The following is a 24,901-nucleotide window of genomic DNA, read 5'->3' as shown; positions in this document are numbered from 1 at the left end:
CAAGACGCATCTGCCAGAACGAAAAAAGCCCCGCGTTCGCGGGGCTTTTACGACTCAGCTCGGTTTACTCAGCTCAGCTGGCCGTGGCAGTGCTTGAACTTCTTGCCACTGCCGCACGGGCACGGATCATTGCGGCCGACCTTCGGTTCGTCGCGCTGGCGCTGCGCCACGCCCTGCTGGGCGGCCTGCACCTGGGCGGCTTCTTCGTCGGCGCTGTAGCCGCCGGCGTCCTGGTGCTGGAACTGCGACTGGCTCAGGCGTGCCTGCGCCTGCTGGCGTTCGGCCGCTTCCAGTGCCTGCACTTCCTCGTCGCTGCGGATACGCACGCGGGCCAGCAGGGTCACCACTTCGCGCTTCACGTTTTCCAGCATGTCCGAGAACAGCTCGAAGGCTTCCTTCTTGTATTCCTGCTTGGGCTGCTTCTGCGCATAGCCGCGCAGGTAGATGCCCTGGCGCAGATAGTCCATGCGGGCCAGGTGTTCCTTCCAGCTCTGGTCCAGCACGGTCAGCATCACGTGCTTTTCCAGCGCACGCATGGTCTCTTCGCCCACGCCGGCTTCCTTCTCGGCGAAGTGCTGGTTCACGCGCTCCAGCACCTTGGCGGCAATGGCTTCGGCGTCCAGTTCTTCGTGCGACTTGACCAGGTCGACCAGCGACATCTGCAGGCCGAAATCCGATTCCAGGGTGGCTTCCAGGCCGCGCAGATCCCACTGTTCGTCGATCGAGTTCGGCGGCACGAAGCGCGCGACCACGTCGAAGATCACGTCGTCGCGGATGCCATCGACGTTGTCCTTCACCGATTCGGCGTCCAGCAGTTCATCGCGCTGGGAGTAGATCACCTTGCGCTGGTCGTTGTTGACGTCGTCGAAGTCCAGCAGGTTCTTGCGGATGTCGAAGTTGTGCGCTTCCACCTTGCGCTGCGCCTTCTCGATCTGGCGGCTGACCAGGCGGTCTTCGATGACGTCGTCTTCCTTCATGCCCATCATGCGCATGGCCTTCTGCACCCAGTCAGAGGCGAAGATGCGCATCAGGTTGTCTTCCAGCGACAGGTAGAAGCGGGACGAACCCGGGTCACCCTGGCGGCCGGAACGACCGCGCAGCTGGTTATCGATACGGCGCGATTCGTGGCGTTCGGTACCGACGATATGCAGGCCGCCGGCGGCCTTCACTGCATCGTGGCGCTTCTGCCATTCGGCCTTGACCGCAGCCTTCTGCTCGTCGGTCGCGCCCTCGCCCAGTTCGTGGATTTCCGCTTCGAGCGAACCACCCAGCACGATGTCGGTACCACGGCCGGCCATGTTGGTGGCGATGGTCACCGCGGCCGGACGACCGGCGTTGGCGACGATGGTCGCTTCGCGGTCGTGCTGCTTGGCATTCAGCACTTCGTGCTTCACACCGGCCTTGCGCAGGTGCTCAGACAGCATTTCCGAGGTTTCGATCGAGGTGGTACCCACCAGCACCGGCTGGCCGCGCTTGGCGCACTCTTCAATGTCGGCCAGCACCGCATTGAACTTGCCCTTGCGGTTCAGGAACACCTGGTCCGGGCTGTCCTTGCGGATGGTCGGGCGGTTGGTCGGGATGACCACCACTTCCAGGCCGTAGATGCTCTGGAATTCGAATGCTTCGGTATCGGCCGTACCGGTCATGCCGGACAGCTTCTTGTACATGCGGAACAGGTTCTGGAAGGTGATGCTGGCCAGCGTCTGGTTCTCGCGCTGGACCGGCACGCCTTCCTTCGCTTCCACGGCCTGGTGCAGGCCGTCGGACCAGCGGCGGCCGGACAGGGTACGACCGGTGAATTCATCGACGATGACCACTTCACCGTCGCGCACGATGTAGTCCACGTCACGCTGGTAGATGGCGTGCGCGCGCAGTGCGGCGTTCAGGTGGTGGACCACGGTCAGGTTCTGCGCCGCGTACAGGCCTTCGGTCTGGCCGTCGAGGATGCCGGCGTCGACCAGCAGCTGCTCGGCGTGTTCCATGCCCGCTTCGGACAGGTGCACCTGCTTGCCCTTTTCGTCGACCCAGAAGTCGCCTTCGCCGTCTTCGGCTTCCTGCTTCACCAGGTTCGGCACGATGCGGTTCACCCGGATGTACAGCTCAGGGGAATCGTCGGCCGGGCCGGAGATGATCAGCGGGGTACGCGCTTCGTCGATCAGGATGGAGTCGACTTCGTCGACGATGGCGTAGTGCAGGCCGCGCTGGTAACGGTCGGCCTTGGACAGCGCCATGTTGTCGCGCAGGTAATCGAAACCGAATTCGTTGTTGGTGCCGTAGGTGATGTCGGCGGCGTAGGCTTCGCGCTTGTCGCTGTGCGGCATGCCCGGGTACACCACGCCCACGCTCAGGCCCAGCCAGTTGTACAGCTTGCCCATCTGCGCGGCGTCGCGGCGGGCCAGGTAGTCGTTCACGGTGACCACGTGCACGCCCTTGCCTTCCAGCGCGTTCAGGTACACCGGCAGGGTCGCCACCAGGGTCTTGCCTTCACCGGTGCGCATTTCTGCGATCTTGCCCAGGTGAAGCACCATGCCGCCGATCAGCTGCACATCGTAGTGGCGCATGCCCAGCACGCGGCGGCCGGCTTCGCGGCAGACCGCGAAGGCTTCAGGCAGCACCTTGTCCAGGGCTTCACCACCGGCGATGCGCTGCTTGAACTCCGGCGTCTTGGCCTGCAGCTGCTCGTCGGAAAGCTTCTCGATCTCCGGCTCCAGCGCATTGATCTTGGCGACGATGCGGTTGAGCTGGCGCAGCTGTCGTTCGTTACGACTGCCAAATACGCGGGTAAGCAGGCTGTTGATCATTGAAGGAACCGGGTTGGATGGACACAGCGGCCCGGTCGTCCCCCTGGGGATCCGTCCGCCGCAAACGAAACAGGGCGCCTGGCGCCCTGTCGATGGCAACACCCATTGTAGCTTGGGACGGGCGGCAGGGGTTTCAACCCTTGCGCGATGGGGTCAGAACCCCTTCCGCGTTGCGGAAGAGAGCCGACCCCACACGGAAACGGGGTCGGCCCCCTTTCGCCATGGCGAAAGGGCTCTGCCCCCAGCGCGCAATCAGCCGCGGCTGATACGGCCCACCGGCGTGTTGCCGCCGTCACCCAGGAACTTGCGCGGGTTGACCACGTTGCCGTTTTCCCAGACTTCGAAGTGCACGTGGGCACCGGTCGAGCGGCCGGTGGAACCGGCCTTGGCCACTTCCTGGCCGGCGCGCACCAGGTCACCCACCTTCACCACCAGGCGCGAATTGTGCGCATAGCGGGTCACGTAGCCGTTGCCATGGTCCACGTCGACCACGTTGCCATAGCCGCCCTTCACCCCGGAGAAGCTGACCACGCCATCGGCCACCGACATCACCGGGTCACCGACGCGGGCGTGGAAGTCCATGCCCTTGTGGGTGGCGGCACCGCGACCGAACGGATCGGCGCGGGTACCGAAATTGGACGTGATGTAGGTGTTGCGGATCGGCATGCGCGAGGGCACAGCGTTCTGCTGCAGCTGGTGGTCGAACATCAGCGATTCCATCACCGACAACTGGCGGCCTGAAGCAGCGAAGCGCTGCTCCAGCACCTGTAAGTCGGCGTTGACGTCCTTCACCGGGATGTCCGCGGTCGGGCCGCCGGCATCGCCGTCACCCAGGCCGGGGGTCTCGTTGAAGTCGAATTCGCCGTCTTCCAGCTTGCCCATCTGGGTCAGCCGTTCGCCCAGCGCGTTCAGGCGGGTGGCCTGGGCCTGCAGCTCGCCCAGGCGCGCGGCCAGTGCGTTGACCTGGGTCTGCGCATCGCGCTGGACCTTGGCCAGCTCGGCTTCCTGGCGGTCGACCTTGGCCTGCAGGCGCGAGTCGTTCAGCGCGCTGGCGCCGAAGCCGCCGGCAAGGCCGATAATGCAGCCTACCCCGAGCACGCTGCCCAGCAGGGCGCGGGGACGGTCCTCGAAGTAGAACCGCAGACGCGTGAGCGGCGATTTGGCCTGACGTTCACGCGTTTTGATTACGATCTTTTTGAATGCCATCAGTGAGTTTTCATGTCTGAGCCGAAATCCAGCGTTCGCCCTGCGTCCAAGCCGAAACCGGCCCTGGATGCAGTGATGGCGGACAAAAGCGGGAACCCGCTGCGGCGTGCCTTGTGGCTCGACGCGCTGGACCGTCAGTTGCGCCCCCAACTGCCGCCCCCGCTGCGCAACCGTTGCCGGTTGGCCAATGTGGACGGCGAACACCTCGTTTTTCTCGTCGAATCCCCGGTCTGGCATGCCAAGTTGCGGCTTGCCGAAGCCCAGTTGCTCGACGCGGCCCGGTCCATCGGGCTGAAGGCCACCAAGGTGACCATCAAGACTGCGTCTCCCACTCCCTCGCGCTCCCCAGCGCACGACAACCGGAATGGCCCCCACGCAGTTTCAGCCGCCACGCACAAAGGGCTACGCGACGCCTTGGCAGCCTTGCAGGATGTTCCCGGTAAAACGGGAAAAGGGTCCTGATGGCAGCGGGGCATCCAGCTCCGCTCCCCGTCGCGCGTGTCACCGCAGCGTGAAACATTTTCGGGGGCCGGGTCGCATCCTAGCGGCACCCCGTGGTCGAGTCGTTAGATTGTTGTTAAAACAACGTTAAATTCAGGCTTTCTATCGGTCAGGTTCACAAAACCGTGACCCGGTGAGCGCATTCACGTCACGCTTCACGGCGCCAGCCGGCGGGGCCGCAGAAACGCCAACGCCGCCCTGTGAGGCGGCGTCGTTTCTTTTCAATTCAACAACTTGGCAAGTTACGCGTAAGCCGGCATGGCATACACCACCGGGTCTTCCACGCTGGGCGATTCGTAGGTCACCCATTCCCAGGCGGTGGCATCGGCCATCAGCGCCCGCACCAGCTTGTTGTTGAGCGCATGGCCCGACTTGAAGCCCTCGTAGGCCCCCAGCACCTGGCCACCGGCCAGATAGAGGTCGCCAATGGCGTCAAGAATCTTGTGGCGCACGAATTCGTCGGCGTAGCGCAGGCCGTCTTCGTTCAACACGCGGAACTCGTCCAGCACGATGGCGTTGTCCATCGAGCCGCCCAGGCCCAGGTTGCGCTCGCGCATGTATTCCAGGTCGCGCATGAAACCGAAGGTGCGCGCGCGGGAGATTTCCTTGGTGTAGGCCTGCGTGGAGAACTCGATTTCCTGGCGCGACTGCTTGGCCGGAATCATCGGGTGGTCGAACTGGATGGTGAAGCCCAGCTTGTAGCCCTCGTACGGGGTGAAGCGGGCCACCTTGTCGCCCTCGGTCACTTCCACGGTCTTCAGCACGCGGATGAAGCGCTTGGGCGCGTTCTGTTCCACGATGCCGGCCGACTGCAGCAGGAACACGAACGGGCCGGAGGAACCGTCCATGATCGGCAGTTCCGGCGAGGACAGTTCGACAATGATGTTGTCCACACCCAGGCCGGCCAGGGCCGACATCAGGTGTTCGACAGTCTGGATCTTGGCGTCGTTGCAGGTCAGGCCGGTGCACAGGGTCACTTCGGTGACCAGTTCGGCCTTGGCGGGCACCTCCACCACCGGGTCCAGATCGACACGACGGAACACGATGCCATGGTTGACCGGTGCCGGGCGCAGGGTCATGTAGACCTTGTCACCGCTGTGCAGGCCAACGCCGGTGGCGCGGATCGTGTTCTTGAGAGTGCGTTGCTGGATCATGGGGGGCAGACCGGAAGTGACACACTAGATTAACACGCAGGGTCCCATACCCCGGCTGAAACGCCGTGTAGACGCCGGTGGGACGCGCGAAGCAAGGCGGCCGGGCCCATCCTGGCCCGGCGCCTGCATTTCAGGACATGGTGGCGCAACCCGGGGGGGACAAGCCCCGGGCTACCCCGCTCAGTCCGCCTGGCGGCGCAGGAACGCCGGGATGTCCAGGTAATCGTTGGGCAGTTCCGCCGCCGCGGGCGACGAAGCGCTCGGTGCCGACGGAGTGGACGCGGCCACGCTGTCGCTGCTGGCACGACGCAGGCCCAGGCCCATGCCGCCCACGGCCTTGGACACCGCATCGCCGCCGTTGTCGAAGTCGCCGAATTCCGGCTGGCCGGTGGTGGCGTTGCGCACCAGCTTGATCGGCGCACGTTCGCCCGGGCGCTGGCTCTTGCTGGCCGAGACGCGGTTCAGGCCGGTGGCCACCACGGTCACGCGCACTTCGTCCTGCATGTCCGGGTCGAGCACGGTGCCGACCACCACGGTGGCGTCTTCGGAAGCGAAGCCATCGATGGTGCGGCCGATCTCGTCGAACTCGGCCATGGTGAAGTCGGCGCCGGCGGTGATGTTGACCAGGATGCCATTGGCACCTGCCAGGTTCACATCGTCCAGCAGCGGGTTCTGGATGGCCGATTCGGCAGCGGCCTGGGCGCGGTCATCGCCACGGGCGGTGCCGGTACCCATCATCGCCAGGCCCATTTCGGACATGACGGTGCGCACGTCGGCGAAGTCGACGTTGATCAGGCCCGGGCGCACGATCAGATCGGCGATGCCCTGCACGGCGCCCTGCAGCACGTCGTTGGCAGCGCGGAACGCCTGGATCATGGTGGCGTTGCGGCCCAGCACGGTGATCAGCTTTTCATTGGGAATGGTGATCAGCGAGTCGCAGTGCTGGCTCAGTTCCTCGATGCCCTTCAGCGCCACCTGCATGCGGCGACGGCCTTCGAACGGGAACGGCTTGGTGACCACGGCCACGGTCAGGATGCCCATTTCCTTGGCCAGCTGGGCCACCACCGGTGCAGCACCGGTGCCGGTGCCGCCGCCCATGCCGGCGGTGATGAACACCATGTCCGCACCCTGCAGGGCGTCCATGATGCGCTCGCGGTCTTCCAGCGCGGCCTGGCGGCCCACTTCCGGATTCGCGCCTGCGCCCAGGCCCTTGGTGACGTTGGTGCCCAGCTGCAGCTGCAGCTTGGCACCGCAATTCTTGATGGCCTGCGAGTCGGTGTTGGCGGTGATGAATTCCACGCCATCCACTGCCGAGTTGACCATGTGCGCCACGGCATTGCCGCCGCCGCCGCCCACGCCAACAACCTTGATCACCGCATTGGGTGCCATCTTTTCGATCAGTTCAAAATGCGCCATGTCCGTGTCCTCGTTGTATCCGCTTTCGGTGGCATGGGCGTTCAGGCCTCCTGCCTTTGCGCGTCATGTTGCCGTTGCGGCTGTGTGGGTTGTGTGTTGCCTTGAAGCGGTACTGCAGGTGTTGCGGGTGTTGCGACCGGGCACGCCCGGGAGTTGCAGGTTGCGCGTCAGAACTCGCCGCGGAACCAGGTCTTCAATTTCTTGAACATGCTGCCGGCGCGCCCGGTGGGCAGCGACGGGCGACGCGGGTGTTCGTTCTGGCTGCCCATCAGCAGCAGGCCCACGCCGGTGGCATGCACCGGGTTGCCCACCACTTCGCCCAGCCCGGTCACGTGCTGCGGAATGCCCACGCGGACCGGCATCTGCAGCATTTCCTCGGCCAGTTCGACCACGCCTTCCATCTTCGATGCACCACCGGTCAGCACCAGGCCGGCACGTACCAGCTCCTCGAAGCCGGAGCGGCGCAGTTCGGCCTGCACCATCTCGAAGATTTCCTCGTAGCGCCCCTGCACCGCCTGCGCCAGGGAATGGCGCGGCATGCGGCGCGGCGGACGGTCGCCCACCGACGGCACCTGGATGCTTTCCTCGGCGGTGGCCAGCTGGGCCAGGGCGCAGGCGTAGCGCACCTTGATCTGCTCGGCTTCCGGGGTGGGCGTGCGCAGCATGTGCGCGATGTCGTTGGTGACGTGGTCGCCGGCGATCGGCAGCGATGCGGTGTGGCAGATCGCACCCTGCACGAACACGGCGATATCGGTGGTGCCCGCGCCCATGTCCACCAGCACCACGCCCAGCTCCTTTTCGTCAGCGGTCAGCACCGCCACGCTGGAGGCCAGCGAGGACAGCACCAGGTCGTCCACCTGCAGGCCGCAGCGCTGCACGCACTTGCTGATGTTGGCCGCGGCCGACTGCGCGCACACCACCAGGTGCGCATGCACCTCCAGGCGCACGCCGGTCATGCCCACCGGGTTGCGGATGCCTTCCTGCGAATCGTCCAGCACGTATTCGCGCGGGATCGCATGCAGGATCTTCTGGTCGGCCGGGATCGCCACCGCCTTGGCCGCGTCCAGCACGCGATCCAGGTCGCCCCAGGTCACTTCACCGTCGCGGATCGGCACGATGCCCGGCGAGTTCTTGCACTGCACGTGGTTGCCGGAAATGGAAGCGTAGACCGAACGGATCTCGCAGCCGGCCATCAGCTCGGCCTCTTCCACCGCACGCTGGATCGACTGCACGGTCGATTCGATGTCCACCACCACGCCGCGCTTCAGGCCGCGCGACTCATGCGAGCCGATGCCGATCACTTCGATCGGGTTGCCCGGCGAATACTCGCCCACCAGCGCCACCACCTTGGAGGTGCCGATATCCAGGCCGACGATCAGCGATTTGTCACCCTTGCGATTCATGTCCTTTCCTGCGTCCTTCGTGCCGGGGTGGCCGGCGCGTCGGCCGGGGGCGGGGTGCCCCAGCTCAACGTGAAACCATTGGTATAGCGGAGGTCCGCCCGTTCAATCGGTGCGGCCTGGTTGGCCAGCTGCGGCAGCACGCGCACGAAGCGCTGCAGGCGCGAGCGGGCATCGTCGCGGCCCACCACCACTTCGGTGCCATTGCTCAGCAGCAGCGACCAGCTGCCGCGCGCATCCATGCTCAGCCGGCGCACATCCACGCCGGCCGGCGCGAACAGCGCGCGCGAATCGTTGTAGAGCTTCACCACTTCTTCGGTCTGGCTGTCCGGGCCGTCCAGCTCGGGCAGCTGCAGGTCGGCCAGCTTCTTCGGCGTGGGGAACAGCTTGCCCTGCTCGGACAGCAGGCGGTCGTTGCCCCAGCGGGCGAACGGCTTGTGCTCGACCAAGGTCACTTCCAGCACATCCGGCCACTGCTTGCGCACGCGCGCGCTTTCCACCCAGGGCAGCTTTTCCAGTGCGTCCTGCGCGTCCTGCAGCTTCACCGCGAAGAAACCGGCGTGGGCATACGGCAGCAGCACCTGCTGCAGCTGCTCCGGCGGCACGCGCTTGAATTCACCGTGCACGCGCAGCTTCGCCAGCGGCCAGCGCTCGGCGCCGACCCAGCCATTGACCACGGCCACCACCGGCAGTGCAACCACCGACAGCGCCAACAGCCAGACGAAGATGCGCAGCACCGCGTTCATGCGTGCGATGCCTCCAGGGTCTGTTCCAGCACGCGCCACACCAGTTCCTCGAAACCGATGCCGGCCTGTGCTGCCGCCTTGGGCACCAGCGAATGACTGGTCATGCCCGGGGCGGTGTTCACTTCCAGCAGGAAGAAGCGGCCGCTCGCGCGGTCACGCATCACATCCACCCGGCCCCAGCCACGGCAGCCCGCCGCGCGGAAGGCGGCCAGGGCGATGCGGCCGATCTCTTCCTCGTCGGCGCCGTCCAGCCCCGGGCACAGGTACTGGGTGTCCTCGGCAATGTACTTGGCGTTGTAGTCGTACCACTGGCCCTTGGGCACGATGCGGATCGACGGCAGCGCCACATCGCCCAGGATGGCCACGGTCAGTTCGTCGCCCAGCACCATCTGTTCCATCAGCAGTTGGCCGTCGTAGCGCGCGGCCAAGGCCACTGCTTCGTCCAGGCCGGCATCGTCGGTGACCCGGCTGATGCCCACGCTGGAACCTTCGTTGGCCGGCTTCACCACCACCGGCAGGCCAAGTTCGGCTGCCAACGCGTGCACCGTGGAGGCGTCCACTTTCCGGTACTGCGGCGTCGGCAGGCCCAGCGACAGCCACACCTGCTTGGTGCGGATCTTGTCCATGCTCAGTGCCGAACCCAGCACGCTGGAGCCGGTGTACGGCACGCCGAAGGCGTCCATCAGGCCCTGCACGATGCCGTCCTCACCGCCACCGTTGTGGCCGTGCAGGATGTTGAACACGCGGTCGATGCCACCGCCGGCCAGCGCCTTGGCCAGCGCCGGAATACCGTCGACGGCGAACGCATCGACGCCGCGCGCCTGCAGCGCTTCCAGCACGTTGCGGCCGGAATCGAGCGAGACCTCGCGTTCACTGGACGTGCCGCCCAGCAGCACGGCCACGCGGCCGAACACGGCCGGGTCGGTGCTGCGCAGCGGCGGGAAGGTCAGCGTGCTCACGCCTGGCCCTCCACCTTGAAGCCTTCCACGGCGATTTGGCTGGCCACGGCGCCAATATCGCCGGCGCCCATCATCAGCAGCAGGTCACCGTCCTGCAGCACGTCCGGCAGCACGCTGGCCAGTTCGGCGGCCTTGCCCACCACCACCGGCTCGCTGCGGCCGCGCGCACGGATGGCACGGGCCAGCGCATGCGAATCGGCACCGGCAATCGGTTCTTCACCGGCCGGGTACACCTCGCTCAGCACCAGTGCATCCACGCTGGACAGCACCGCCGCGAACTTGTCGAACTGGTCGCGGGTACGGCTGTAACGGTGCGGCTGGAAGGCCACGACCAGACGCTTGTCGGTCCAGCCGCCGCGTGCCGCGGCGAACACTGCCTCCAGCTCGCTGGGGTGATGGCCGTAGTCGTCGATGATGCGCACCTTGGCGCCGCTGGCGGTGGTCACTTCGCCCAGATCGTTGAAGCGACGGCCGACGCCGGCAAAGCTTTCCAGCGCACGCGCGATCGCGTCCGGGGCCACGCCCAGCTGCCAGCCCACCGCCGCAGCGGCCAGTGCGTTCAGCACGTTGTGCTTGCCCGGCAGGGCCAGCACCACTTCCTGGCTGGTGCCCTGCGGCAGGCGCAGCGTGAAGCGCATGCGCGAACCTTCCTGCACCACGTTTTCCGCACGCACGTCGGCCTGCGGGCTCATGCCGTAGCTCATCACATGGCGCGGGGTCTTGGCGGCCAGCGCGGCCACTTCCGGGTCGTCGATGCACAGCACGGCCAGGCCATAGAAGGGCAGGCGCTGCAGGAACTCGGCGAACGCGGCCTGCACGCGGGCAAAATCGTTGCCGTAGTTTTCCAGGTGGTCGGCATCGATGTTCGTGATGATCGACATCAGCGGGTTCAGGCGCAGGAAGCTGCCATCGCTTTCGTCGGCCTCGGCCACCAGCCACTGGCCACCGCCCAGCTTGGCGTTGGCACCCGCGGCCAGCAGCTGGCCACCGATCACGAACGTCGGGTCCAGACCGCCTTCGCTCAGCACCGCCGCGGTCAGGCTGGTGGTGGTGGTCTTGCCATGGGTGCCGGCCACAGCGATGCCGCGGCGGAAGCGCATCAGCTCGGCCAGCATGGCCGCGCGCGGCATGATCGGAATGCGCTGGCTGCGCGCTTCCATCAGCTCGGGGTTGTCTTCGCGGATGGCGCTGGACACCACCACGCAGTCGGTGCCCAGCACGTTGGCCGCCGAATGGCCGCGCATGATGCGCGCACCCAGACCGGCCAGGCGGCGGGTGGCCGCGTTGTCGGCGTTGTCCGAACCGGACACTTCGTAGCCCAGCGTCAGCATCACTTCGGCGATGCCGCTCATGCCGGTGCCGCCGATGCCGACGAAATGCACGCGCGGGAACGCGCGCACCAGATCGTTGGTGTCATGCAGGCGGCGGATCATGCGCGGCCTCGCGCGTGGCAGGCGCTATGGCAGGCCTTCTTCATACTGCTTCCTCAAGAATGATATCGGCGATGCGCTCGGCGGCATCGACCTTGGCCAGGGCACGCGCGGCTTGCGCCATCTGCATGCGGCGGGCGGGATTTTCGGACAGTTCGCGCAGCAGTGCGGCAATGCCGTCGGCCAGCGTTCCGTCCTGCTTCAGCAACACGGCCGCGTTGCGCTCCACCAGATACTCCGCATTGCGGGTCTGGTGGTCATCAACGGCGGCGGGGAATGGCACCAGCACGCTGCCCACGCCCACCGCGCACAGTTCGGCCAGGGTCGACGCGCCGGAACGGCACACCACCAGGTCGGCCCACGCGAAGGCGTCGGCCATGTCGGCGATGAAGGGCGTGATCTCAGCCTGCATACCGGCCTTGGCATACGCCTCGACCGCTTCGGCGTGCATCTTCTCGCCGCTCTGGTGCCGCACCTGCACTGCCACGCCGGCGCCCAGCGCGGCAATGGCCTGCGGCACGCCGGTGTTCAGCGCCCGTGCGCCCTGGCTGCCACCGACCACCAGTACGCGCAGCGGACCGTGACGGTCGGCGAAGCGCTGTTCCGGCGGTGCGATGGCGGCGATTTCCGCACGCACCGGGTTGCCGACGAACTCTTCGCCCTTGGCGAAGGTCCCGGGGAAGCCGGTCAGCAGGCGGCGCGCATAGCGCGACAGGATGCGGTTGGTCAGGCCCGGCGCACGGTTCTGTTCGTGCACGATCAGCGGCAGGCCATGCAGGCGCGTGGCCATGCCGCCAGGACCGGAAGCAAAGCCACCGAAGGCGACCACCGCACGCGGCTGGCGCTGGCGGATGATCATGCCGGCCGCGCGCAGCGCGCGCATCAGCCGCCACGGTGCGGCCAGCAGGGCCAGCTTGCCCTTGCCACGCAGCCCGGTGATGGCCAGCGTATCGATGTGGATGCCGTGCTGCGGCACCAGGCGGGTTTCCATCGCGCCGTCGGCGCCCATCCAGGTGACCGGCACGCCGCGTTCGCGCAGCACGCGGGCCACGGCCAGGCCGGGGAAGATGTGGCCGCCGGTACCGCCGGCCAGGATCATCACCGGGCGGTTGCTGGCAGTGGTGGTCGGGGCAGCACTCATGAGAGCCTCCCGAAGGTCGGTTCAATGCGCGACTGCAGGCGGCTGGTGCCGCGCGCGGCCGCAGCGGGCCCTGCCGCGGCAGTCGTGCTGGCCGCAGCGTTGGCCACCGAAGGCGCCGCTGCCGGTGCGGCCGGGGCTGCCGGCGCGCTGGCCGCTGCCACCGGCATGCCTTCGTCGGCCGCGCCGATGCGCACGGCCTGGCGGCGCTCGGCGCGCTTCAATTCGTAGGACACGCGCAGCAGCAGGCCCATCGCCACGCAGGTCATCAGCACCGACGAACCGCCGGACGAGATCAGCGGCAGGGTCAGGCCCTTGGTCGGCAGGATGCCCAGGTTCACGCCGATCGAAACGAAGGTCTGCATGCTGATCCACAGACCGATGCCGAAGGCGATGTAACCGGAGAAGTGGCGCTTCATTTCCACGCAGCGCATGCCCAGCCAGAAGGTGCGGCCCACCAGCAGCGCGTACAGGGCGATGATCACGCAGGTGCCCAGGAAGCCGAATTCCTCGGCCGTGACCGAGAAGATGAAGTCGGTATGCGCTTCGGGCAGGTAGTACAGCTTCTGCACCGAATTGCCCAGGCCCACGCCGGTCCACTCACCGCGGCCCACCGCCATCAGCGCGTTGGACAACTGGTAGCCATCGCCCTGCTGGTCGGCCCACGGGTCCAGGAACGAGGTGATGCGGCGCATGCGGTACGGCTCGATGATGGCCAGTGCGCTCATGCCCACCAGGCCGATCACCACCGGCATCGACATGCGCGGCATGTTCACCCCGCCCAGTACCAGCATGCCGGCGGTGATGGCCAGCAGCAGGGTGGACGAACCGAAGTCGGGCTGCAGCAGCAGCAGCACCACCAGCGCACCAGCCACGCCCAGCGGCTTCAGCATGGCCGGCCAGGTCGCGTTCACTTCATCGCGGAAGCGCACCAGGTAGCTGGACAGCCAGACGATGTAGAGCACCTTCACCGCTTCCACGGTCTGGAACTTGGAAATACCCAGGTTGATCCAGCGGCGGGCGCCGTTCACGCTGCTGCCCAGGCCGGGAATGAACACCACCAGCAGCAGCGCGAAGCAGCCCAGCAGCAGCACCTGGTTGTACTGCTCGATCGACTTCAGTTCGGTGCGCGCGGCGATGACTGCCAGCACGATGCCCACCGCCAGGAAGATCAGGTGGCGGTTGAGGTAGTAGAACGGGCTGCTCATCAGCGCGATCGAACTGGACGCCACCATCACCACGCCCACGCCGGTGAGCGCGATGATCGCGCCCAGCAGCCACTTGTCGTAGCTGCCTTCGATGGCTTCAAGGCGGGTTGCCTGGCGGGACAGGTCGTTCATGCTCAGCGCACCTTCAACGTGGCCAGGCCGATCAGCACCAGCACCACCGAGATGATCCAGAAGCGCACGATCACGCGCGGTTCGGGCCAGCCCTTCAGTTCGAAGTGGTGGTGGATGGGCGCCATGCGGAACACGCGCTTGCCGGTCAGCTTGAACGAGGCGACCTGGATCATCACCGACAGCGTTTCGATGACGAACACGCCGCCCATGATCACCAGCACCAGTTCCTGGCGGGTGATCACTGCGATGGTGCCCAGCACCGCGCCCAGCGACAGCGCGCCGATATCGCCCATGAAGACCATGGCCGGATAGGTGTTGAACCACAGGAAGCCCAGGCCCGCGCCGGCAATGGCCGCGCAGATGATGACCAGCTCACCGGCGCCGGGAATCTGCGGAATCTGCAGGTAGTTGGCGAACACCGCGTTGCCCGACGCATAGGCGAACACGCCCAGCGCGCAGGCCACCAGCACCGTGGGCATGATCGCCAGGCCGTCCAGGCCGTCGGTCAGGTTCACCGCGTTGGAGAAGCCGACGATCCAGAAGTAGGCGATGGCCACGAAGCCGATGCCGGCCAGCGGCAGCGCCACCGACTTGAACATCGGGATGTAGAAGGTCAGCGCCGCCGGCACGTCGGCGGTCTGGAACAGGAAGATGCCCGCGGCCAGGCCGAAGATCGACTGCAGCAGGTACTTCCAGCGCGACTTCAGACCGTTCGGGTCGCGGCGCACGATCTTGATCCAGTCGTCGTACCAGCCGATGGCACCGAAGCACAGCATCACGGCCAGCACCAGCCAGACGTAGCGATTGCGCAGGTCGGCCCACATCAGCACCGACAGGGTGACGGTGAGCAGGATCAGCGAGCCGCCCATGGTGGGCGTACCGGCCTTGGAGAAGTGGGTCTGCGGGCCATCGGTGCGGATCGGCTGGCCGCCCTTGAACTGGGCCAGCCGGCGGATCACCGCCGGGCCGAGCCACAGCGACAGGAACAGCGCCGTCAGCGCGGCCAGGATCGCGCGGAAGGTCTGGTAGTTGAACAGCCCGAACAGGCTCTCCAACTGCTGCAACCATCGAGCCAGTTCATACAACATGCGGGGATTCCTCTCCTTGCGCCAGCAGCGCTTTGACGATCAGGTCCATGGCACTGCCACGGGAACCCTTGACCAGGCAGCGCACACCAGCGTGCAACTCGTCCTGCAGCGCCTTCGACAGCGCATCATGGGTGGCGAAATGGCGGCCACCTTCACCGAAGGCAACCGCGGCGGCGGCGCTGAGCGGGCCCAGCGCGTACAGACGCTTCAGACCGGCCGCGCGGGCGCGCAGGCCAGCCTGCGCGTGCAGGGCCTCGGCATCGGGGCCCAGCTCGCGCATGTCACCCAGCACCAGCCAACCCTCTTCCGGCGCAGCGGCCAGGGCGTCGATGGCCGCGGACAGCGAACCGGGGTTGGCGTTGTAACTGTCATCGACCAGCACTGCACCGCTGTGCAGGGTGTGGGCGATCTGGCGGCCCGGCACCGGTTGCGCGGCGGCCAGGCCGGCGGCCACCAGGTCCAGGCCGATGCCTGCACCCAGTGCCAGGCTGGCAGCGGCCAGCGCATTGCTGATGTTGTGGCGGCCGGGCAGACCCAGCACCACGCCCACCTCGCCCTGCGGCGCAACCAGAGTGAACTGGCTGCCCTGCGCACCGGCGCGGATATCGCGCGCGGTGACGTCGGCACTGTGTTCCAGGCCGTAGCGCAGCACCCGGCAACGGGCCGGGGTACCGATGAAATGCTGTTCGAACCAGCGGCCGTAGGCATCGTCCACGTTGATCACCGCCACGCCATCGGCCGGCAGTGCTGCGTAGATCGCGCCCTTGGTGACCGCAACGCCGAGCAGGCTGCCCATGCGTTCCAGGTGCGCCGGTGCGATGTTGTTCACCAGCGCGTAGCGCGGGCGGGCGATGTCGGTCAGGTAGGCGATGTCGCCCGGCTTGCCGGCGCCCATCTCGTAGACGGCATAGTCGGCATCTTCCGGTGCATCGATCACCGCCAGCGGCAGGCCGATCTCGTTGTTGCGGTTGCCGGGGTTGGCGTACACCACCTTGTGGGTGTGCGCGGCCACCTGCTGCAGGATCGACAGCAGCAGGCTCTTCACGCTGGTCTTGCCGTTGCTGCCGGTGATCGCGAACACCTCGGTGCCACGGTCACGCTGCATGCCGGCGGCGATCCTGGCCAGGGCCAGTTCGCTGTCGGCCACCAGCACCTGCGGCACGTCCAATGGCAGCAGGCGCTCGACCAGCAGCGCACTGGCGCCGCGCGCGTGCGCGTCGGCGGCGAAATCATGGCCGTCGAAACGCTCGCCGCGCAGGGCCACGTACAGGCTGCCCGCGCCCAGGCTGCGGGTGTCGTTGCTGACCGCGTCGATGGCCACGTCGTCGCCGTGGATCTCACCACCGGCCCAGTGCGCGATCAGCGAAAGCAGGGTGCGCTTCATGCGATGCCCTCCCCTGCCTGCGCGGCAATCACACCGGCCTTTGCAGCCAGGGCGGCAGCCGACACTTCGGTGTCGTCGAAGTCGTGGCGCACGCCATTGACCTCCTGGTAGGGCTCGTGGCCCTTGCCGGCGATCAGGATGATGTCGCCCGCACCGGCGCGCTTCACCGCCAGGCCGATCGCACGCGCGCGGCTGCGCTGCACGGTCACGGCCGAGGCATTGGTGAAGCCAGCCAGGATATCGGCCACGATCACGTCGCCGTCTTCGCCACGCGGGTTGTCGTCGGTCACGATGACCTGGTTGGCCAGGCGCTCGGCAATGGCCGCCATCTGCGGGCGCTTGCCGGTATCGCGCTCGCCACCGCAGCCGAACACGCAGTACAGCGCGCCCTGCAGGTGGCCGTGCAGGCTGTCCAGCGCCTGTTCCAGCGCGTCGGGCGTATGTGCGTAGTCGACCACCACGGTGGGCAGGCCGTTTTCGCCGCCGAGGCGGTTCATGCGGCCACGGATCGGCTGCAGTGCCGACAGCACGCCGGCGATGCGCTCGACCGGTTCGCCCAGTGCATGCAGGCTGCCGGCCACGGCCAGCAGGTTGTCCACGTTGAAGCGGCCCAGCAGCGGCGACTGCACCGCAGCGCGCGCGCCGTCGATCACCAGGTCGAAACCAATACCGCGGCCGTCCAGCTGCAGGGCTTCGGCACGCACGCGTGCGCCCTCGGCGCCACGCGAACTCAGGCCGATGGGCTGCACGCCGGCCGGCAGGCCGGCAAACAGCTGGCGACCGAACGCATCGTCCAGGTTCACCACCGCGGCCTTCAGGCCGGGGCGATGGAACAGGCGTGCCTTGGCCGCGCCGTAGCTGGCCATGTCGCCGTGGTAATCCAGGTGGTCACGGGTGAGGTTGGTGAACACCGCCACGTCGTAGTGCACCGCATCCACGCGGCCCTGGTCGAGCGCGTGCGAGCTCACTTCCATCGCCACGGCCTGCGCACCGTCGGCGCGCAGCTGCGCCAGCAGCGCATGCATCTGCAGCACCAGCGGGGTGGTGAAGCCGGTCGGCTCGACCGCACCATAAAGTCCGGCGCCCAACGTGCCGATACTGCCACTGAGCGTACCGAGCAGGTGCCAGGCCTGGGCCAGCAGCTGCACGGTGGAGGTCTTACCGTTGGTGCCGGTCACGCCCACCATGGTCATCGCGCGCGACGGCGCGCCATGGAACTGGTCGGCCATCGCGCCCAGGCGGGCACGCAGGCCGGGCACGGCGATGGCGTCGGCCGGCGCAGGCAGCTCGGCGGGGGCCGGCGGTTCAAACAGGATGGCGCTGGCGCCGGCGGCACGCGCGTGGTCGACGAAGCCCAGGCCATGCGCGCCGAAACCGGCAATCGCCACGAAGGCATTGCCGGGGCGCACGGCACGGCTGTCCAGCACCAGGCCAGTCAGAACGGGATCATTGCCCGCCAGGGCAACGTCGGGAAGCAACTGCGAAAGCAACATCGAAGGGCTCATTGCGTGCCTCCCGCGGGCGGGGCCGGCACATGGTTCTGCGCGCTGGGCAGCGCGGCGTCGAATTCGGCGGCAGCATCGGCTGGCAACGCGGTTTCAGCCGGCGGTGCCGGCAGGATGGACGCCGAATGGCCCATCTTTCCGGACTGCTGGGCGGCCAACCACGACTGCAGGTCGTCCAGCGGCACATCCATCAGCCGCAGGGTGCCTTCCATCACGTTGTGGTACACCGGCGCCGAGACCAGACCGCCATAGAACTTACCGCCCTGCGGGTCGTTGATGACGATGACCGTGGCGAAGCGCGGGTTGGTGGCCGGCACCACGCCGGCGAACAGCGAGTTGTAATGGCCACGCTCATAACCGCCCGGGCCGGCCTTGCGCGCCGTACCGGTCTTGCCGGCCACGTGGTAGCCCAGCACCGCCGCCTGCTTGGCGCCGCCCTGGGTCACCACGGTTTCCATCATGGCCACCACTTCCTTGGCCACGGCCGGATCGATGATCTGCTTGCCTTCGTTGCGCTGGCCCTTCACGAAGGTCGGCGCGATCAGCTTGCCGCCGTTGGCCAGGGCCGAATAAGCCGTGGCGATCTGCAGCGGGGTGACGTTCAGGCCGTAGCCGTAGGACATGGTGGTCTTGGACGTCCCCGACCAGCGCGCCGGGCGCAGCACCACGCCACCGGATTCACCCGGGAAACCACTGTGTGGCACCGAACCGTAACCGAAGCTGCGGATCGAATCGTAGAAGGTCTGATCGGGCAGCTTGGCCGCAACCTTGGCAGCACCCACGTTCGAACTGCGGGTGATCACCCCGGTCACGTTGAGCACGCCGTTGTTGCGTGGCACGTCGCGGATGGTGAAGCGGCCCAGGGTCATGTAGCCCGGGTTGGTGTCGATGATGGTGTCCTTGGTCACCACCCCGGCCTGCAGCGCCGTGGCAATGGTCAGCGGCTTCATCGTCGAGCCCGGCTCGACCAGGTCGGTCACGGCGCGGTTGCGACGCGTGTCCGGCACCGCACCGTTCAGCGAATTCGGGTTGTAGGTGGGCAGGTTGACCATGGCCAGGATCTCGCCGGTGGCCACGTCCATGATCACCATCGAACCGCCGGCGGCCTTGTTGGCCACCAGTGCGTTGCGCAGTTCCTTGAACGCCAGGTACTGGATGCGGCGATCGATGCTGAGGGTCAGGTCCTTGCCCGGCTCGGCGGCGCGCAGCAGATCGCTTTCCACCGTTTCGCCCTTGCGGTTGCGGATCACCCGCTTGGCGCCGGCCTTGCCGCGCAGCCATTCGTCGAAGGCCAGTTCCAGCCCTTCCTGGCCGCGGTCGTCGATGTTGGTGAAGCCCAGCACGTGCGCCATCGCCTCACCCTGCGGGTAGAAGCGGCGGAACTCGCGCTGTGCGGCCACGCCCGGAATCTTCAGCGCCACCACTTTCTCTGCTTCGTCCGGATTGATCCGGCGGCGCAGGTACATGAATTCCTTGTCCGACTTCTGCGACAGGCGGCTGCTCAGTTCGTCCACCGACATGCCCACGGCCTGGGCCAGCTCGGGAATGCGCTCGGGCGAGCGCAGCAGGTCCTGCGGGTTCACCCAGATCGAGGCGACCGGGGTGGACACCGCCAGCGGCTCGCCGTTGCGGTCGGTGATCATGCCGCGCGAGGTCTTGATCGGCAGCTCGCGCAGGTAACGCGCTTCGCCCTGGCGCTGGTAGAAATCGGCGTTGACGATCTGCACGTAGGCGGCGCGACCGACCAAAGAGACCGAGCACAGGCCGAGCGCCAGGGCGACCCAACGCAGGCGCTGGCGCAGGTTGAAGGCGTTGCGCGGGCGGTTGCGGCCGGCCTTGCTCATGGGCGCACCACCACCACATCGGCGGCTTCAGGGAACTTCATGCCCAGTTTTTCGCGCGCGATGCGGTCCACCCGGTTGGCCTCGGCCAAGGTGGCCTGTTCCAACTGCAGGCGGCCGAACTCCAGGTTGATGTCATCGCGCGTGCGCTCGGCGCGCGACAGCTCGATGAACGTCTGCCGGTGACGGTGACGCACGAACACGACGCCGATCGCCGAGGCCACGGTGCAGGCCAACAGGATGATCAGCAGCAGCCGGCTCATGCACCGGCCTCCCGCTTCTGGGCCACGCGCAGCACGGCGCTGCGGGCACGCGGGTTGGCCGCCAGTTCTTCGTCGGTGGCCTTGATGGCGCCCCCGATCAGGTCCAGGGTCGGCACGAACACCGCTGCTTCGGGCAGGCGGCGGTTGGCCGGCGGCGCCTTGGCCAGGCGGTTCATGTACTGCTTGACGATGCGGTCTTCCAGCGAATGGAAGCTGATCACGGCCAGGCGGCCACCGGGCTTGAGCCGTTCCACGGCCGCATCGAGGCCAGCTTCCAGATCTGCCAGCTCGCGGTTGATGTGGATGCGGATGGCCTGGAAGCTGCGCGTGGCCGGGTGGATCCGGCTCTTATCGGATCCCGACTTGCTGCGCGGCATCACCGAGGCGATCAGCTCGGCCAGTTCGGCGGTACGGGTGAACGGCTGCTTCTCGCGGCGGGCCACGATGGCACGGGCGATGCGGCGGCTCTGCCGCTCTTCGCCGTAGGTCCACAGCACGTCGGCGATCTCGCGATCTTCCACGCGGTTGAGCCACTGCGCGGCGCTTTCACCGCTGTCCGGGTCCATGCGCATGTCCAGCGGGCCGTCCTTGCCGAAGCTGAAACCGCGTTCGGCCACGTCCAGCTGCGGCGAGGACACGCCCAGGTCGAACAGCACGCCATCCAGGCCTTCGGCCGTCTCGTTCCACTGCAGCAGCTGGGCGAAGCTGCCACGGAAGATGGACACGCGCGGGTCCGGCGCGAAATCGCGCTCGGCAACGGCAATGGCTTCCGGATCCTTGTCCATGACCAGCAGGCGCCCCTCGGGACCGAGCTGAGTAAGCACGCCACGTGCATGACCGCCACGACCGAACGTGCCATCCAGATAACGTCCGTTTTCGATCACCCTCAGGCCTTCGATGACCTGGGTGTACAGGACCGGCAGGTGCACCGCCGGCGACTGCGACACCGGAAGGTGACCGGTCTGCGCTTCTGGGCGCATCCGGGCACCCCGGCTCACAACTTCAGGTCGAGAAGCCCATCACCCAGATCCTCGTCAGACAATGTCTGCTGGATCAGGGCCCGATGCGCCTGCTCGCTCCACAATTCAAACTTGTCGCCCATACCGAGCAATACCGCCTTCTTTTCAATGCCCACCGCACCGCGGTGGCTGGCGGGAATGCTGATACGACCGTTGCCGTCCAGCTCGAGGTGGGCGGCCGAGCCGACCAGCTTCTGCTGCAACAGGCGCACGACGCGCTGGGTGTTGGGTTTGGACATCACATCGTCGCGGACCCGTTCCCATTCCGACTCTGCATACAGCCACAGGCAGCCGGCTTCGAACGGGTTGTAGGTCAGGACAAGACGGTTGTTGCTGGCACGCGCGACCAGGTCGCGGTAGGCGGTGGGAACCGCCATGCGTCCTTTGTCGTCAACTGTGATGGCCGTCTCGCCCTGGAACACGACGCGTGCACCTATCCTTCGCCCGGTGAAACATTGAACCACGAAAACCCACAAAACACCCGGATTTCCCTCTGATGCCCACCTTAGCAGCGGACCAAGGGTTGTCAACAACTTTTCAGCAGGGAAATCGCCTGCCGCATCAATGGCTTGCAGCAATGTTTAGAGAATTGTTCAAGGCTTATCCACAAGTTGCTGATCCGTCTCAATTTTTGAGATTGAACCGAAGTTCAGGGGCGTGTAGATGGCGTGAAACATCGATCGCGCATTCATCCGGAACACGCTGAAAGCGACGCCACACTGCGCAAACCGGGCACAATGACGCCATGTGCCTGCTTGCTCTTGGCTGGCTTCAGCACCCGCGCTGGCGGTTGGTGATGGTCGGCAACCGCGATGAGTTCCACGCCCGCCCCACGGCGGCGCTGGCGCCCTGGGAAAACGAACCGGCGATCATCGGCGGGCGCGACCTGCGTTCGGGCGGTGGCTGGGCCGGCGTCGGTGCGGCCGGCCGCATGGCGGTGGTGACCAACGTGCGCGACCCGCTGGCCGCACAGAGCGGGCCGTCACGTGGCGCACTGGTCGCCGATTTCCTGCGCGGGCGCGATCCCGCGGGCACCCACATGGACCGCTTGGCCGCCGTGGCCGGTGCCTACGCACCGTTCAACCTGCTGCTGGCCGATGGCCAGACCCTGGAATACCTCGGCAACCACCCTGCCGAGCGGCAGACCCTGGACGCGGGCGTGCACGGCATGTCCAATGGCGCGCTGGATGCCCCGTGGCCGAAGACCCGCCGGCTGATGGCCGCCCTCTCGTCCTGGCTGAAGGCCGAAGAGATCGGATCCCTTTCGCAGAGCGAAAGGGATCCGATCCCGGAACTGGCCGCACTCTGGGAAGCCCTCGCCGACGAACACCGTCCGGCCGACAGCGACCTGCCCGACACCGGCATCGGCCTGCAGCGCGAACGCTGGCTCAGCCCCGCCTTCATCCGCGGGGACGACTACGGCACCCGCGCCAGCACCGTGCTGCTGATCGATGCCGATGGCCACGGCCAGATGCACGAACGCCGCTTCGGCCCACAGGGCGTGTTCACCGGACAGAGCCAAGCCAGCTTCTGATCGCCCCTCCGGCGGTCGTGACTGTCGCGATCCGCATGCTCTGGCTTCGCCCCCTTATCGAGCCAGAAACGTCATTCAGTTTACGGGGTGAGATCGCCAACGCCCGCGCGCCAAGGGTTGCGGCGAGGCAACGGGCTCGCTGTACCTTTCCGCCTCTGGCGCTGTACCTATGAATGCCGCACGCGACCTCTGAGGGTGGCCATGCACTGCCCTGCGCCGCGCACCTGCCGGCCCCACCCAAGGAGACACCCATGCGCCGCATCCTCGTTCCGCTCGCCACCCACCTGCTTACCCTCGGCCTCGGCTTCGGGCTGGGCGTGTACTTCCTGCCGATCCTGATTGCGCCGGATGACCCGCCGGTCGAACAAGTGCAGGCGGCGATGGCCGACGCCACCTACCGCACCAGCTTCCACAAGAATCTCAAGGGCAGCGATGCGCTGCACTGGGCCGAAGGCAAGGTCAGCGTCAGTGCACGCCAGATCGCCTTTGACGGCAAGATCGCGCCCGGCCCGGATTACAAGGTCTACCTGACCCGCGAATTCGTTGATAACAATGCCGACTTCGAGCGGATCAAGGCCAGCGCACTGCGCGTTGGCGAGGTCAAGACCTTCAACCGCTTCCTGGTGGACGTGCCGGCCAATGTGGACGTGGAGGACTACACCACGGTCGTGGTGTGGTGCGAACGCTTCTCGCAGTTCATTTCCGCCGGCCAGTACCGCACGCCGGGCTGAGGCAGGGCAGCGGGGTCGGATCCTTTTCCGCAGGAAAGGGCCCTGACCCCGCGCATATGCAGAAGGAAGGGGCGGAGCCGGCCGATAAGCCGGGTTCTGTCGTGGACAGTCATTCCTCTAGGCGTTACGTCACCGCAACGCTCAAGCAACCTACCCGGATCCAACGCGGGCCGCGCCAAAGGATCCCTATTTGGTCTTGCTCCAGGTGGGGTTTGCCGTGCCGGTCTGTTACCAGACTCGCGGTGCGCTCTTACCGCACCATTTCACCCTTACCGGCCTTCCGAAGAAGACGTAGGCGGTATCTTTCTGTTGCACTTTCCGTCGGCTTGCGCCGCCCAGGCGTTACCTGGCACCTTGCCCTATGGAGCCCGGACTTTCCTCGGCACCCCCGAAGGGATGACGCGACTGTCTGGCCGACTCCGCCAGCGCGCATTCTAGCGCACGCACGCCTTTTCTGCCGTGTTGATCACAGCGTGCGGTGCTTGCATCCACGCGTGGCGTGGATCTACCGATCGCGCTGCCCTGGTAGGTGCGGACCTTGGTCCGCACACTCCATCAACTTCCGTACAACGCCTTGCGCGGGGCGCCGGTCAGCTCGGCGGCCAGCTTGGCGGCGGTGGACGGCGGCAGGTGCTCGCTCAGCTTGGCGTAGACCCGGCGGCCCTCGGCCAGCTTGGCTTCTTCATCGTCCCCGGCGCCCTGCACCATCACCACGAACTCACCCTTGCGCTGGTTGTCGTCGGCTTCCACCCGCGCCAGCAGGCTGGCCAGATCGCCATCCAGCACGGTTTCGAACAGCTTGGTCAGCTCACGCGCCAGCACCGCCGGGCGCTCGCCGCCGAAGATCGCGGCCATGTCGGCCAGCGATTCGGCAATGCGGTGTGAGGATTCATAGAACACCATCGTGCGCACTTCGCCGGCCAGCCCCTGCAGCCGGTCGCGGCGACCACTGGCCTTGGCCGGCAGGAAGCCCTCGAAACTGAAGCGGTCGCTGGGCAGGCCGGCCACGCTCAGCGCGGCGATGGCAGCGCAGGCGCCCGGAATGGGGCTGACCTTGATGCCGGCCGCACGCGCGGCGCGGACCAGGCGGAACCCCGGATCGCTGACCAGCGGGGTGCCGGCATCGCTGACCAGTGCCAGCGACTCGCCGGCCTGCAGCCGCGAGACCAGGCGCTGCGCCAGGGCCTCTTCATTGTGTTCGTGCAGGGCCACCAGCGGCTGCTGGATGCCGAAATGGGACAGCAGCTGGCCGCTGCGGCGGGTGTCTTCGGCACAGATGGCCGCCACCGAGCGCAGCACCTCCTGCGCGCGCGGGCTCAGATCGGCCAGGTTGCCGATCGGCGTGGCGACGACATACAGGGTTGGCACACTCATTTCAGCGGTACTCACGGGGCAAGGGTAGAATCGTAGCGTGTACCTGGCCAAGGCCGCTGCCCTCATCGCAT

At 66.8% G+C, this 24,901-nt stretch carries 21 protein-coding genes and 1 other RNA gene; 3 read left to right on the top strand and 19 right to left on the bottom strand.

Annotated features, from left to right (window positions below):
* Positions 1 to 68: 68 nt before the first annotated feature.
* The gene (gene secA, locus C1922_RS03590; protein WP_108748537.1) at positions 69 to 2,801 is read right to left on the bottom strand and encodes a preprotein translocase subunit SecA; all 2,733 of its coding nucleotides are present in this window, start codon (positions 2,799 to 2,801) and stop codon (positions 69 to 71) included.
* 252 nt (positions 2,802 to 3,053) lie between these two features.
* Positions 3,054 to 4,007 carry a M23 family metallopeptidase gene (locus tag C1922_RS03585; protein ID WP_108748536.1) on the bottom strand — a complete coding sequence of 318 codons (954 nt, stop codon included), beginning with the start codon at positions 4,005 to 4,007 and terminating at the stop codon, positions 3,054 to 3,056.
* Between the two features lie 12 nt (positions 4,008 to 4,019).
* Here C1922_RS03585 and C1922_RS03580 point away from each other — a divergent pair, with 12 nt between their 5' ends.
* Positions 4,020 to 4,469: a DUF721 domain-containing protein gene (locus tag C1922_RS03580; RefSeq protein ID WP_108748535.1), complete on the top strand. Its 450-nt coding sequence runs from the start codon at positions 4,020 to 4,022 to the stop codon at positions 4,467 to 4,469.
* A gap of 281 nt (positions 4,470 to 4,750) precedes the next feature.
* Here the strand turns inward: C1922_RS03580 and lpxC are convergent, their stop codons facing one another.
* The 15 genes from lpxC to mraZ form a co-directional block, all read right to left on the bottom strand.
* Entirely contained in the window at positions 4,751 to 5,662 is a 912-nt protein-coding gene (gene lpxC, locus C1922_RS03575; RefSeq protein ID WP_108748534.1) for a UDP-3-O-acyl-N-acetylglucosamine deacetylase, read from the bottom strand.
* Positions 5,663 to 5,842: 180 nt separating this feature from the next.
* A complete protein-coding gene (ftsZ, locus tag C1922_RS03570; RefSeq protein WP_108748533.1) occupies positions 5,843 to 7,078 on the bottom strand; it encodes a cell division protein FtsZ in 1,236 nt (411 codons plus the stop codon).
* 167 nt (positions 7,079 to 7,245) lie between these two features.
* Entirely contained in the window at positions 7,246 to 8,481 is a 1,236-nt protein-coding gene (ftsA, locus tag C1922_RS03565; protein WP_079220634.1) for a cell division protein FtsA, read from the bottom strand.
* Positions 8,478 to 9,224: a cell division protein FtsQ/DivIB gene (locus tag C1922_RS03560; RefSeq protein ID WP_108748532.1), complete on the bottom strand. Its 747-nt coding sequence runs from the start codon at positions 9,222 to 9,224 to the stop codon at positions 8,478 to 8,480. Before C1922_RS03560 ends, ftsA begins: the two co-directional genes overlap by 4 nt.
* The gene (locus C1922_RS03555; protein WP_108748531.1) at positions 9,221 to 10,183 is read right to left on the bottom strand and encodes a D-alanine--D-alanine ligase; all 963 of its coding nucleotides are present in this window, start codon (positions 10,181 to 10,183) and stop codon (positions 9,221 to 9,223) included. The genes C1922_RS03560 and C1922_RS03555 overlap by 4 nt, the downstream gene beginning before the upstream one ends.
* Positions 10,180 to 11,616 (bottom strand): UDP-N-acetylmuramate--L-alanine ligase, encoded by a 1,437-nt coding sequence (murC, locus tag C1922_RS03550; RefSeq protein ID WP_108748530.1) that lies wholly within the window; start codon positions 11,614 to 11,616, stop codon positions 10,180 to 10,182. The genes C1922_RS03555 and murC overlap by 4 nt, the downstream gene beginning before the upstream one ends.
* A 40-nt stretch (positions 11,617 to 11,656) precedes the next feature.
* Complete coding sequence (gene murG, locus C1922_RS03545; RefSeq protein WP_108748529.1) at positions 11,657 to 12,754, bottom strand: undecaprenyldiphospho-muramoylpentapeptide beta-N-acetylglucosaminyltransferase; 1,098 nt, start codon at positions 12,752 to 12,754, stop codon at positions 11,657 to 11,659.
* Complete coding sequence (ftsW, locus tag C1922_RS03540; protein WP_108748528.1) at positions 12,751 to 14,091, bottom strand: putative lipid II flippase FtsW; 1,341 nt, start codon at positions 14,089 to 14,091, stop codon at positions 12,751 to 12,753. Before ftsW ends, murG begins: the two co-directional genes overlap by 4 nt.
* 2 nt (positions 14,092 to 14,093) lie before the next feature.
* Complete coding sequence (gene mraY / locus C1922_RS03535; RefSeq protein ID WP_108748527.1) at positions 14,094 to 15,179, bottom strand: phospho-N-acetylmuramoyl-pentapeptide-transferase; 1,086 nt, start codon at positions 15,177 to 15,179, stop codon at positions 14,094 to 14,096.
* The gene (gene murF, locus C1922_RS03530) at positions 15,169 to 16,563 is read right to left on the bottom strand and encodes a UDP-N-acetylmuramoyl-tripeptide--D-alanyl-D-alanine ligase (RefSeq protein ID WP_108748526.1); all 1,395 of its coding nucleotides are present in this window, start codon (positions 16,561 to 16,563) and stop codon (positions 15,169 to 15,171) included. Before murF ends, mraY begins: the two co-directional genes overlap by 11 nt.
* Positions 16,560 to 18,068 (bottom strand): UDP-N-acetylmuramoyl-L-alanyl-D-glutamate--2,6-diaminopimelate ligase, encoded by a 1,509-nt coding sequence (locus tag C1922_RS03525; RefSeq protein ID WP_108748525.1) that lies wholly within the window; start codon positions 18,066 to 18,068, stop codon positions 16,560 to 16,562. Before C1922_RS03525 ends, murF begins: the two co-directional genes overlap by 4 nt.
* On the bottom strand, positions 18,065 to 19,912 hold the full coding sequence (locus C1922_RS03520) for a penicillin-binding protein 2 (RefSeq protein ID WP_108748524.1): 1,848 nt from the start codon (positions 19,910 to 19,912) through the stop codon (positions 18,065 to 18,067). The genes C1922_RS03525 and C1922_RS03520 overlap by 4 nt, the downstream gene beginning before the upstream one ends.
* Entirely contained in the window at positions 19,909 to 20,172 is a 264-nt protein-coding gene (ftsL, locus tag C1922_RS03515) for a cell division protein FtsL (RefSeq protein ID WP_108748523.1), read from the bottom strand. Before ftsL ends, C1922_RS03520 begins: the two co-directional genes overlap by 4 nt.
* Positions 20,169 to 21,152, bottom strand: coding sequence for a 16S rRNA (cytosine(1402)-N(4))-methyltransferase RsmH (gene rsmH / locus C1922_RS03510; RefSeq protein WP_108748522.1), 984 nt, complete (start codon positions 21,150 to 21,152; stop codon positions 20,169 to 20,171). The genes ftsL and rsmH overlap by 4 nt, the downstream gene beginning before the upstream one ends.
* Before the next feature lie 14 nt (positions 21,153 to 21,166).
* The gene (gene mraZ, locus C1922_RS03505) at positions 21,167 to 21,613 is read right to left on the bottom strand and encodes a division/cell wall cluster transcriptional repressor MraZ (protein ID WP_004143635.1); all 447 of its coding nucleotides are present in this window, start codon (positions 21,611 to 21,613) and stop codon (positions 21,167 to 21,169) included.
* A 323-nt stretch (positions 21,614 to 21,936) separates the two neighbouring features.
* Here mraZ and C1922_RS03500 point away from each other — a divergent pair, with 323 nt between their 5' ends.
* Entirely contained in the window at positions 21,937 to 22,725 is a 789-nt protein-coding gene (locus tag C1922_RS03500) for an NRDE family protein (protein ID WP_108748521.1), read from the top strand.
* Between the two features lie 251 nt (positions 22,726 to 22,976).
* Complete coding sequence (locus tag C1922_RS03495; protein ID WP_108748520.1) at positions 22,977 to 23,456, top strand: DM13 domain-containing protein; 480 nt, start codon at positions 22,977 to 22,979, stop codon at positions 23,454 to 23,456.
* 69 nt (positions 23,457 to 23,525) lie between these two features.
* Here the strand turns inward: C1922_RS03495 and rnpB are convergent.
* An RNA gene (gene rnpB, locus C1922_RS03490) (RNase P RNA component class A) lies at positions 23,526 to 23,877 on the bottom strand.
* 134 nt (positions 23,878 to 24,011) lie between these two features.
* Entirely contained in the window at positions 24,012 to 24,830 is an 819-nt protein-coding gene (gene rsmI, locus C1922_RS03485; protein ID WP_108748519.1) for a 16S rRNA (cytidine(1402)-2'-O)-methyltransferase, read from the bottom strand.
* Between the last annotated feature and the right edge of the window lie 71 nt (positions 24,831 to 24,901).

It is taken from the genome of Stenotrophomonas sp. ZAC14D2_NAIMI4_7 (assembly GCF_003086675.1).
In the GTDB taxonomy this organism is placed as follows: domain Bacteria; phylum Pseudomonadota; class Gammaproteobacteria; order Xanthomonadales; family Xanthomonadaceae; genus Stenotrophomonas.
The sequence above is the reverse complement of the archived record's forward strand: the minus strand, read 5'-3'. Positions and strand labels throughout refer to the sequence as shown.